General features: G+C 66.7%; 10 protein-coding genes. 4 read left to right on the top strand and 6 right to left on the bottom strand.

All coding sequences use genetic code 11. From position 1 onward, the window contains the following. Nucleotides 1–277 (bottom strand): hypothetical protein (locus BFAL_RS08405; protein WP_152973601.1); only part of this gene is annotated, 277 nt, incomplete at its 3' end. Between the two features lie 201 nt (nt 278–478). Here BFAL_RS08405 and BFAL_RS08400 point away from each other — a divergent pair. Beyond that, nucleotides 479–1,201, top strand: coding sequence for a response regulator transcription factor (locus BFAL_RS08400; RefSeq protein WP_055427951.1), 723 nt, complete (start codon nt 479–481; stop codon nt 1,199–1,201). An 83-nt stretch (nt 1,202–1,284) separates the two neighbouring features. Here the strand turns inward: BFAL_RS08400 and BFAL_RS08395 are convergent, their stop codons facing one another. Both BFAL_RS08395 and BFAL_RS08390 read right to left on the bottom strand, forming a co-directional pair. Beyond that, complete coding sequence (locus BFAL_RS08395) at nt 1,285–2,751, bottom strand: sensor histidine kinase (RefSeq protein WP_055427950.1); 1,467 nt, start codon at nt 2,749–2,751, stop codon at nt 1,285–1,287. After that, nucleotides 2,748–3,473 carry a DUF805 domain-containing protein gene (locus BFAL_RS08390; RefSeq protein WP_055427949.1) on the bottom strand — a complete coding sequence of 242 codons (726 nt, stop codon included), beginning with the start codon at nt 3,471–3,473 and terminating at the stop codon, nt 2,748–2,750. Before BFAL_RS08390 ends, BFAL_RS08395 begins: the two co-directional genes overlap by 4 nt. Nucleotides 3,474–3,784: 311 nt before the next feature. On the opposite strand from BFAL_RS08390, the gene BFAL_RS08385 reads away from it, so the two are divergent. Both BFAL_RS08385 and BFAL_RS10740 read left to right on the top strand, forming a co-directional pair. After that, the gene (locus BFAL_RS08385; RefSeq protein WP_055427948.1) at nt 3,785–4,315 is read left to right on the top strand and encodes a PH domain-containing protein; all 531 of its coding nucleotides are present in this window, start codon (nt 3,785–3,787) and stop codon (nt 4,313–4,315) included. Next, a complete protein-coding gene (locus BFAL_RS10740; RefSeq protein ID WP_082440481.1) occupies nt 4,312–6,060 on the top strand; it encodes a PH domain-containing protein in 1,749 nt (582 codons plus the stop codon). Before BFAL_RS08385 ends, BFAL_RS10740 begins: the two co-directional genes overlap by 4 nt. A gap of 644 nt (nt 6,061–6,704) precedes the next feature. Here the strand turns inward: BFAL_RS10740 and leuD are convergent. Continuing rightward, entirely contained in the window at nt 6,705–7,394 is a 690-nt protein-coding gene (gene leuD, locus BFAL_RS08375) for a 3-isopropylmalate dehydratase small subunit (RefSeq protein ID WP_055427947.1), read from the bottom strand. Nucleotides 7,395–7,416: 22 nt separating this feature from the next. After that, a complete protein-coding gene (leuC, locus tag BFAL_RS08370; protein ID WP_055427946.1) occupies nt 7,417–8,820 on the bottom strand; it encodes a 3-isopropylmalate dehydratase large subunit in 1,404 nt (467 codons plus the stop codon). A gap of 324 nt (nt 8,821–9,144) precedes the next feature. Between leuC and BFAL_RS08365 the strand changes: the two genes are divergently transcribed. Next, entirely contained in the window at nt 9,145–9,972 is an 828-nt protein-coding gene (locus BFAL_RS08365) for an IclR family transcriptional regulator (RefSeq protein WP_370696070.1), read from the top strand. 17 nt (nt 9,973–9,989) lie between these two features. On the opposite strand, the gene BFAL_RS08360 is transcribed toward BFAL_RS08365, so the two are convergent. Continuing rightward, nucleotides 9,990–11,360: a metallophosphoesterase gene (locus BFAL_RS08360; RefSeq protein ID WP_055427944.1), complete on the bottom strand. Its 1,371-nt coding sequence runs from the start codon at nt 11,358–11,360 to the stop codon at nt 9,990–9,992. Nucleotides 11,361–11,521: the final 161 nt, after the last annotated feature.

Here is an 11,521-nt window from a genome sequence, read left to right as displayed (position 1 = left end):
TGTTATAGGCATTCGTATTGTTGTCGGCGTTCTTCGCGGCCGCGATCTGCTGGGCCGTCAACGCACGGCGGTCCGTGCGGGCGCGCAGAGCGTTGAGCTGCTGCATGTACTTGAGCGCCTGATAGACATTCGCATCTGCAGCGGCATTCGCCCCGATTTCACCGTCCGCCTCCGCCGCTTGCGCCGAGGGCAGGGGCAGCATGCAGAACAGCATGGCGAGACCCGCCAATGCAGCCACCGCCGCCGAGAGCCGGCGCGTGATTCTCTTCGACATCATTCCTTCTCCAACCGTTACGCTTCGCCGGTCTCAGGCACCAATCGCCTCCATGAGCCAGCTACTGACACGGAATCAAGTATAATCACGAATTCCCGAGCCCGGAACATCTATTCCATGAAGCCAACGCGACCTCTCCATGAAGTCAACGTATCCCCCGCATGGCACGCACCGGATATTAGGTCGGATATTAGGATATGACGTATGAACGCTGAGAGGGGAACGGCTGCGAAGCCCGTGCCGACGCTGGTGGCCGTGGTCGACAACGACCGTATGGCGCTGCTCGCGTTGAAGGGGATCCTGCCGCAGCTGCTGCCGTCGGCCCGCTGGGTCTGGGAGGCGCAGTCCGCCGACGAGGCGGTACGCAAGGCTCTGGACCCGGAAACCCGTCCGAAACTGCTGTTGGTGGACATGTCGCTGGGCGACGCGACCGGCGTGGGCGTGTGCCGCAAGATCCGCACGCGCACCGACCGTGTGGCGCTGCTCGGCATCACCGCGTTCTCGGTGTCCGACTATGCGACGCGCGTCGCGGAGGCGGGAGCGCAGGGCATCGCCTCGAAGGCCGACATGCCGCAACTCGCGCAGGCGTTGCGCGCAGTGGCCGCGGGCGGCGTCTACACGCCGCCGGCACTGCGATCGATGGTTACGTTCCACACCGCACTCGAAGCGCATCGGCTGCTTGCCGATGACGCCGGCGACGCCGACCGCACCGGCGACGCCGCGGACGACAACGCCGGCAGCCGCCCGAAATTGGGCTCCAAGGAGGCCGAGACGCTGCATCTGCTCTCGCGCGGCCTCACCTACGATCAAATCGCCGCGCAATGGGGCGTCACGACCTCCACGGTCCGCACGCACGCCCATCGCGCGGTCGACAAGCTCGGTGCCAACTCGCTCGCCCACGCAATCGCGATCTGGCTGAGTCAGTGAGGCGGGAGCGGACCGCTGCGGGGTTATCTCTCCCCCAGTCAGCTACGTTGACAGCCCCTCGTCAGAGGGGCCAGAAAGAGGCGCTATCGCGTTCCGGTGAGCGGGATGTCGGCGCTGATCATCCACGTATCGTCCTGGCTGCTGGTGGTGAGGGTGCCGCCGACCGCCTCGACCGCCGCGCGGTGCAGCGACAGCCCGCCGCCGTGGCGCCTGCCGTGCACCAGGGTCTTCGATTCGTCGGCGATCGCGTTGACCTCGCTGATGCGGATATGGTCCGCAGCGATCTCCACGAACAGGCTGTACGCAGGTTCGGCGGCACGCCGCGCTCCGCCGGCACCCACGGCCCCGGTTCCGCCAGCGCTTCCGGCACCGCCGGCCCCATCGATGACGCCGACCGCGCCGTCGTCCGCCACGTTCATCGCGCAATGGCGCACGACGTTCGCGTAGATCTCCTCGACCAGCCCTAAGACCGCGTGACGCACGGACTTCGGCACGGCGATGTCCGGCGCACTGTTGAACCGGGTGACGCCGACAAGCCCCAGCATCGCCATCATCCTATTCTGATCCTCGATGGTCTTCTCGAGTTGTGTATCGAACGTGACGTCGCCACCCTTCGCCGCCGTCGCGGCGTCCGATTCCGCACCCGGTTCGCCGCCCGCCACAGGCGCCGCGCCCTCCCCGGCTTCCGCCATGAGGTCTGCAAGCTCGCGTTTGCCGTTGAGCACGTCGATGACCTCGTGCACGCGGTCGAGCGCATGATGCGAACGGTCGTAGATCGCGTCGAGCACCTCCGCATCGTCGTCCATCGCCTTCGCGCGCCAGGCGAGCATCGCGATGGTGGACATGTCGTTGGCCACCGAATCGTGGATCATGTGGGCGAGCTCCTGCTCGCGCGTGACCCGGTCGAGCAGGCGTTCGGCGCGGTCGGCCCGCTTCCCCGCTGCGGACGCGCGGCGGAACACGGAGCCGAGCACGATGAGGAACCCGAGTCCCAGCATGTCGAACACGGCCGTCGCGACGCCCGCGATGGGCGCGTACCCCGGCATCGTCGCGGAGGGATTGGCCGGAATCATCGCGCCGAACCCGGCGTCGCCGAAACCGACGATCATGCCCTCGACCATGCCGCCGACCAGCGAGCGCGTGCCGAGCACCGTGAAGCATACGGCGTCCGCCAGCGTGTAGACGGCCAGCAGGCCAATCATCATCCGGTCGGACAGCACGTATCCGACGGCCAGGAACAGGGGGATGACGGCGAATCCTCCACACGTCCACCACCCTTCGGGCAGGAATCCCGACGCGAGGAACAGCACGGGCGCGACCAGACACACCTCGCGCGGCCGGAACGGCAGCAGGGCCATGACGGCCACCCAGCACAGCGCCAGCAGCATCTGCACGGGCGATGCCGGCGGCGCGACGACCAGTCCGACCAGCACCATCACGATGCCGATGCCCGCGTCCTTCTCGAGGAAGTGCGGTGCACGCCACCAGTCCCGCATCCGTTCCAGCACGGCGCGCGGCCCGTGGAGCGCGGGACGGCCGCCGTCGTTCATCGGACGGCCCCCGCGCCCGTCGCACCGGGCGCGCCGGGCGTACCGGGCGCGCCGACGGTTCCAGCCGGCACAGCGGCAGACGGCGCGTCGAACCGCGCTCCGCGGGGGTCGCTCGGCAGCACCATGAGAATCACCCACGACAGCGATCCCAGAATGTAGAGTGCGAACGAGGCCAGCAGTCCCACGACGACCGCCGGCGCCTCGGCGTGGCCTTCCGCGCCGTTGTAGCCGTTGATGACACCGGCCACGAAGACCGGCAGCACCGCGCCGACATGCAGCAAGGCCGGCAACAGCAGCCACAGGCCACGCCGGTTCGTGTCATGCAGGCGTCTGATGGACAGGGTGATGGTCGGGATGAGCAGCACCAGCATGACGATGATCGACACGTCGTCCAAGAGCGTGTCGAGCGGCGATCCGCCACCGGCGCCGCCCTCATAACTGACGCCTGCCGCGGTGCCGATCGCGGTCGTCACGCCGATTGCGACGGCGGAGACGATCACGGTGAACAGCATCGCCCACCAGTATTCACTGCGCGAGGCGCGCCAACTCGCGATGAACGTCTTGCGGAAGAAACGCGCGACCGCGCCACCGAAGCCGATGCCGTACCACGGCGCCCGCAACGGCGGCGTCTGGCGCGGGACGCCGGCGACGCCCGCGTTCCCGGCGGTTCCGCTGTTCCCGTTGTTTCCAGTGTTCCAGTCATTTCCGGTGTTCGCTGACATGGCGACTCCCCTTTCCTGTACTTCATTGTGCTAATCATTGTGCTGATCGTCGTACCGATCGTGTTGACATCTTCCAGCCAACACCATCCGCCCCGGCTCCGTCCAATCCACGGCGGTCACGGTCAACAGGTGTCCACCCGAGGGAATCCCCTTGGCCCGTCGCCGCACGGGCCGATATCGTGGGTGGTGGGAAGGCCACCGGCCACCGAACGATTCGGACGAACCGGATGAGCCGGACGATCACCGCACGAACGCCCGCACCGGCATCACGCCGCACAAAGCCGGTCCGGCGACCGGAGAAGGGAATCACCATGGCACAGGACCCGCCGACGCAGGACTCGCCGACACCAGGCTCGCCCGACGGGCAATGGCGTGCGCTGCCGGAACGCGTGCGCACCGTGTGGCTCATCAACGAGGCGATCGGCTGCGCGGTCTGGCTCGCCGCATGCGGCGTGTTCGCGGCCGTGTGCAACGCGAACGACTGGTGGGGGTTCTGGACGCAGCTCGTCTCCGCGATCGTCGCCGTCTACGCGATCGGCGATCTCGCCACGCAGCCGTTGCAGACGAAATACCTGTACGCGTTCACCCGCTTCCGCATCGGCGAGCGCGCGCTCTCGACGCGCAAAGGGTGGCTGTTCCGCCGATCCACCACCACGCCGTACACGCGCGTGCAGCATGTGGATACGAAGCAGAATCCGGTGCAGCGGCGGTTCGGCCTGACCACGGTGATTGTGCACACCGCCGCCGGCACGCATGAGATCGCCGCGCTGGACACGGCCGAAGCGGAACGCATGGTCGCCGTCATCACCGCGCTCGTCGCACACGCCAAGGAGGACCTGTGACCGTCCCTCCGCACGACGCCCCACACGTCCCTCCGCACGATTCCGCGCACGCCGCGCGTCCCGCCGGCGGCTGGCGCATGACGCATCCTTTGGCACTGGTCGGCGGCATCGTGAACAACACCAAAGGCACGATCTCGCTGGTGTTGTCGTTCATCGTCATCGTCCGTGCGTCCCTGCGACGCGGCGACCCATGGCTGTGGCTCCTCGCCGCCGCCATCCTCGCCTACGTGCTCGTCGGCCCGGTCGCGCGATGGCTGTCCACGCGCTACCGGCTGACCGGCACCGCGCTGGAATACCGGTCCGGCGTGCTGTTCCGCAAGCATCGCACCATCGCATACGGTTCTATCCACGCCGTCAACAGCGCACGCCCGTGGTACCTGCAGCCGTTCGGCGTAATCCGGTTGAACGTGTCGCCGGTCGGCACGAACGCGGACATCGTGCTCGACGCGGTGCCGTCCGGACTGCAGTCGGAGTTGGAGGCGCGTCGCGCGGCCGACGCCGTGCCGAGCGATGACGGTGCGCGCTGCGGTGACGCCGCGGAACGCGCGCCGGCGACGCTGGTGTTCCGCGCGTCGGTCAGGGACATCATTCTGTTCGCGGTCACCAATCTGGGATTCATCGCGGCCGCGTTCGTCGTGTACGGATTCGTGCAGAATCTGGAGGACGTGCTGCCGCGCGGCGTCATGCGCGACGCGGAACGGTCGGTCGGCGACTACGCGGCGCGGGGCGCGGCCTCCGTCATCCTGCTGGTTCTGGCGTGTCTCGTGATTCTGCTGGGCGTGAGCGTCGTCATGTCGCTGCTGCAGTTCTACGGATTCGAGGTGTGGCGGCGCGGCGACGACCTCGTCGTGGTGCGCGGGCTGCTCACCCGCCGCACGACGACGATACCGGTCGCGCGCATCCAGACGATCGTCGTACGGCAATCGCTGCTGCGCCGTCCGCTGCGATTGTGTTCCGCGCAACTCGGATTGAGCGTCACCGGCAGCGACGCGGATGCCGCGTTCATCCCCCACGTGCTGCCGGTCATCGGCGTGGACCGCGTGATGGACGTGTTGCGCGCGATGCTGCCGGAATGGGATCTGCCGGACATGGCGCCGGCGCGTGGCACGATACGTGCCGCCGTGCCGTTCCGGTTCACCGGGCGCGGGCTGCTGCGGTATTACGTGACGCTGCCGCTGGCCGTGACCGTCGCGGCGACCGCGTGCGTCGGTGCGGCGGTTACGATTCCGGGCGCCGTATTGCCGGATTCCGGAACGTGGGTGTGGTGGCTGATGGCGGTGCCGTTGGCCGCCGGCGCTGCATGGGCCGGATACCGGTTGGCGTGCGCCCGGCGCGAGGGATACGCGATATTGCCGGATACGCCGACGGGCGCAGACGTGCCGGAGGGCGACCCCCCGGCGCGCGCGGACGGCGCGGCGGCGGACGGCGCGGATACGGCCGACAACGCGGCCGCGGACGAATCCCCGCGCGCGTTGAAGCACCGCATCCTGGTGACGGGCGTGAAAGGCATCGGCAGGTACGCGTTGGTCACGCGCCGGACGCGCGTGCAATCGGTGACCCGATCCACCACGATGTGGCGGGAGCCGTACGGCATCGAAGGCGTGCGGATGTCATTGTTCGTGATGAACGGCATCGACGAGCTGCGCTGGCGGTTCATGCATCGTGAAGACGCGGACGCGCTGGAGGAATGGGTGCTGGGGTGCGGCGTGGAGCACTCGTGCGAGACAGCCGCGGCGTCGAACTGACACGCAGGACGCTGCGCACGCGGGACTCACGTGCTCCACAAAGCAAGCGCACGACCCCATATATTCCACGACGGTTGCGTTCTGGAGTGTTGACAAGGGCACAATGACGCTCACGGGGTCCACGTGCTCCACAACGGCCGAGCTCAGGCTCGTGTGGAGCGATTCTGCTCCACACAGAGCGAATATGGGCGGATTCGATGTTGTGTGGAGAGATTCTGCTCCATACAACACGTCAAGAGGGGCATTCAATGAAAGTGTGGAGCGATATCTCTCCACACGAGAGATATCCGATGATCAGCGCACGAGTGTGGAGCACATGTGCGCCACACTCTCTTCCACCAATCGTTGTATGGAGCAGCGGCACGCGCTGAAACCGGTCTCACAGTCGACAAGCCGGGCGGCGATTACGCACGCCGTGCACATTACCGGCGATGCAGTCCATCCACGATCAAGAAATCGCAACGAGACCACATTCCAGCTGGGCCGAAACCCACCGGGCCTCGTGGACGAGCGATCGGCCAACGGCCCTCGTCCTGCAATTAAGGACTCGCCTGACGGCGAGACTCAACATCGGCCGACGTGCTGCCGCACGCCGGCACAGGGCCTGGCCGAAGCCCACCGGGCTTCAGCCAGCCGGACCGCGGCTAAATGATGCCGCGGTCCGCCAACGGCCCTGTCCATTCATACTGCAGCTCTCGGGCGGGCTTGATCTCCTCCTCGGGGAGGTGCTTGGCGGGGAGGGTCTTGGGCTTGAAGGGGAACTTCTCAGCGCGCATCTTCTCGTAGGCGGCGATGTCGTCCTCGTGCTGGAGCGTCAGATCGATGTCGTCGTAGCCGTTCATCAGACGCCAGCGCGTGTAGTCGTTCACCTCGAACGGCAGGGTCACGTCGCCGCAGGTCACGGTGCGGTCCTCAAGGGAGACGGTCATATCGCGGCCGGGCTCCTCTTCGAGCAGCTTCCACAGCAGCTCCACGCTCTCCTGCGGCATGATCGCCGCGAGCACGCCGTTCTTGGCGGTGTTGCCGTAGAAGATGTCCGCGAAGCTCGGCGCGATGACCACGCGGAAGCCGTAATCGTGCAGCGCCCACACCGCGTGTTCGCGCGACGAGCCGATGCCGAACTCCGGTCCGGCGACGAGAATCTGGCCCTTGTTCGCGTATTCGGGCTTGTTGAGCACGAACTCCGGGTCGCGGCGCCACGCGTAGAACAGGGCGTCGTCGAATCCCGACTTGGTGACGCGCTTCAGGAACACGGCGGGAATGATCTGGTCGGTGTCGACGTTGGAGCGGCGCAGCGGCACGCCCACGCCGGTCAACGTGGTGAGTTTTTCCATGATGGTTCAGGTCCTTTGCAAATCACAGGTCGGCGGGGCTGGAGATCGTGCCGCGGATCGCGGTGGCGGCGGCGACGGCGGGCGAGGCGAGATGCGTGCGCGACCCCTTGCCCTGGCGCCCCTCGAAGTTGCGGTTCGAGGTGGAGATCGAACGCTCGCCCGGCACCATCTTGTCCGGGTTCATGCCCAGGCACATCGAGCAGCCGGCGTTGCGCCATTCCGCGCCGAAGTCCTCGAACACCTTGTCGAGTCCCTCCTTCTCCGCCTGCAGACGCACGCGCGAGGAGGCCGGCACGACGAGCACGCGGTGGATGTTCTTCGCCTTGTGATGCCCCTTCATGATCGCGGCGGCCTGACGCAGGTCGTCGATGCGGCCGTTCGTGCACGATCCGATGAACACGGTGTCGACGGCGATGTCCTTGATGGGCATGCCGGGCTTCAATCCCATGTAGTCAATGGCGCGTTCGGCGGCGGAACGCTTGGTCGCGTCGGCGATGTCCGCCGGGACCGGCACGTTCGCGGTGATCGGCAGGCCCTGGCCGGGGTTCGTGCCCCACGTCACGTAGGGCCCAAGCTTGGTCGCGTCGATGTCGACCTCCGTGTCGAACACGGCGTCGTCATCGGTCTTCAGCGTCTTCCAGTACGCGACGGCCTTGTCCCACAGCTCGCCTTCCGGCGCGTGCGGGCGTCCCTTCAGGTATTCGAACGTGGTCTCGTCCGGCGCGATCATGCCGGCGCGCGCGCCCGCCTCGATGGACATGTTGCACACGGTCATGCGCTCGTCCATCGTGAGGTTGCGAATCGCCTCGCCACGGTATTCGATGACGTGGCCCTGACCGCCGCCGGTGCCGATCTTCGCGATGATCGCGAGGATGATGTCCTTCGCGGTGGCGTCCGCCGGCAGCTTGCCGTTGACGTTGATGGCCATCGTCTTGAACGGCTTGAGCGACAGGGTCTGCGTCGCCATCACGTGCTCGACCTCGGAGGTGCCGATGCCGAACGCGAGCGCACCGAACGCGCCGTGCGTGGAGGTGTGCGAGTCACCGCACACGATGGTCATGCCCGGCTGCGTGAGGCCGAGGATCGGCGCGAATGCGTGGACGATGCCCTGATCGGCGTCGCCGAGGGCGTGCAGGCGCACCCCGAACTCCTTGCAGTTCTTCTCCAACGTGCTCAGCTGCAGGGCGCTCGTCTTGTCCGGGTTCGGACGGTCGATGTCCACCGTGGGCGTGTTATGGTCCTCGGTGGCAATGAGCTGATCGACGTGGCGCGGCTTGCGGCCCGCCAGACGCAGTCCCTCGAAGGCCTGGGGACTGGTGACTTCGTGCATGAGCATCAGGTCGATGTACAGCAGGTCGGGCGCTCCATCGCTGCCTTTCCGTACCAGATGATCGGCCCAGACCTTCTCGGCCAGTGTCGTTCCCATGGGGATTCCTCCTAGATTTCTCGGCGCAGGGTATTGTGTTTGCGCCGTGTTCGTGGTAATAGCGTATGCGGTGGGCATGGGTGCGACCACGCCCCGGCCGGATTATGAGATATGACCCTCCGGCCCCGCGCTTTCGTTGGAATCACGCCGAAAACGCCATGTGCGGCACTGCTTCGGCGAGGCGAAAGGCATGCAATATCACATGTGAGCGCACACGGATTCCACGACTTGGTCACCGGACGACACGCAACGGCCGCCACGTGGTATATTGCCCGATTTGGCATTTCACTATGTGAGATGGTATAAACGGAAACCATGACTTCCATGCACTCAGATACCGCTGTGGCCGAAGAGCCGGTCGCCGAGCAGGACCCCACCGACGACAAGACGCCCACCGCCACCGCGAGCACCGTCGAGCAGAACGACGGCGAGGTGCATTCCGGCGTCGGCGTACTCGACAAGACCGTGAAGATTCTCGACGCCCTTGAGACCGGCCCCTCCACGCTCGGTCAGCTCGTGGCCGCCACCGGCCTCGCCCGCCCGACCGCGCACCGTCTCGCCATCGCGCTCGAACGTCACCGCTTCGTACTGCGCGACCAGCACGGCCGATTCGTGCTCGGCTCCCGTTTCGCCGAACTCGCCGCCGCCGCCGGTGAGGATCGTCTCCTGACCGCCGCCGGCCCGATCCTGCAGACGCTGCTCGACCGCACCGGCGAATCCGCGCAGATCTACCGCCGCCAAGGCGACCAGCGCGTGTGCATCGCCGCCGTGGAGCGCGCCTCCGGTCTGCGCGATTCGATCCCGGTGGGCGCGATGCTGTCGATGGAGGCCGGCTCCGCCGCCCAGATCCTTCTCGCCTGGGAGGATGCCGACCGCATGCACCAGGGTCTGCGCCACGCCAAGTTCAACGCCACGAAGCTCGCCGCCGTGCGCAAGCGCGGCTGGTCCGAATCGGTCAACGAGCGCGAGGAGGGCGTGTGCTCCATCTCCGCGCCCATCCGCAACGCATCCGGCCAGGTCATCGCCGCAATCTCCATCTCCGGCCCGTCCGGCCGTATGGGCAACGCTCCGGGCCGCCGTTACGCGCCGCTGGTCATGGCCGCCGGCAAGTATCTGACCGAGGCGCTGATCAAAGCCTCCTCTGGCCGCTGACGGCAGCGACGCGCCCGTCAGCCGAACAATCCCTTGATTTGCCCCCAGAGCGTGGGCTTGCGCAGCAGATCGTCGCCCTCGCCATCCTGCGGGGGCTTCGCGTTCAACGCGTACGTGTACGCCTTCTTCGAACTGGGCTTGCCGACGAGTTCGCCGAATTCCAAAAGCTGCGTGCGCGGCGCGTACGGGTGGCGGATATCGAATTCGATGAGCCTGGTCGCACGCTTGGCGGGCGCCGGACCATACGAGCCGAACCCGCAGGTCGGCGTCGCCACCATCAGCACGCCATCAAGCTCGCCGACGAACCCGTTGCGGTGGTCATGGCCGGTGGCCACTCCTATATATACGTGCGAATCGGATGCATCCCCGTCCCCAGTCGTCGCGCCATCATGCACCATATCAGCCGCGGTCACGGCGGTCCCATCGCGCAGTATCGCGAATTCGCGCGACGCATCGGGGCAGCTGATGCCCTCGCCGAGGTACCCGCCGGTACGCACCTTCGCCTCGTCCAGCACGTAGTAGCGCGACGCGTGGTCGCGGTAGCCCTGCATCGCATACGGCGTGGTGGCCGTGACCGGTGCGAGCAGACCATAGTATTCCGGCAGCGGCATGTGCTGGAACAGCATAGAGCGCGCACCGAGCATCGACGGCACGCGCGTGAGGAACGAGAGCGCGTCGTCGCCCGGCGCGGCGAATCCGCCGCCGTGGGCGTAATCGCCAGAATCGAGGATGACGAGGCCCATCACCGTGCGCGTGTGCGCCGTATCGACGACCGGCAGCGCGAACGTGCCGGCGGCGTGCGGGTACACGACCTGATCGGGCAGCAGCGTGCGCGCGGGCAAGACGTCCGCTTCCACGCCGGGCGTGGGATTCACGCAGCCGGGGAACTCGCGGTAGATGGCGTCGAGTTCGGCGTTGTCGAGCCCGCACTGGAAATCATGATTGCCGTAGGTGACCGCGAACGGCACCTTGCGTTCGATGAGCGGCGCGAGGAAGCGCGCGATCATCGAACGGACGAGCTCGCGCGTATGCTCCTTGGCGGTTTGCGCGTCCTCCTCGTCGACGTCGTCGGGGCGGGGGCTCCAGCGGCGTTTGCGGAACGTCGAGGCGAACGCAGGATCATAGCCGGCGATCTGGTTGCCGGTGAACACGACGAGATCGGGCCTGACCGCGTCGAGACTCGCCTCGATAATCGCGATGGTGTCCTTGGCGACTTTGGGACCGTCCTGGATGTCCGCGACCTGAAGCACGCGGAATTTGCCGGAATGATGGAACTGGAGGCGCCCCAGACGCGCGGACACGGACAGGGGGCGGGTGTCGCCCGCTTCGGCAGGTTTGATCCTCGGCTTTGAAGATACGCCTTCTGGCACGCGTTGGTTTTCCGTCATGGCTCCTACTGTAGCGATGTTTCCCATGGTGCGGTAACCCGCGCGCGGGCGCATGCCGTAAATCCGCGGAATTCCGCCATTTTGCGATACCGCACCATGGGGGATTTACCGCACCATGGGTGTTGAGATGGGGTGGTGTGGGGGTGGTGTGGGATGAAGTG

The sequence above is a fragment of the Bifidobacterium aesculapii genome (assembly GCF_001417815.1).
In the GTDB taxonomy this organism is placed as follows: domain Bacteria; phylum Actinomycetota; class Actinomycetes; order Actinomycetales; family Bifidobacteriaceae; genus Bifidobacterium; species Bifidobacterium aesculapii.
This window is presented reverse-complemented; position numbering and strand designations above follow the sequence as displayed.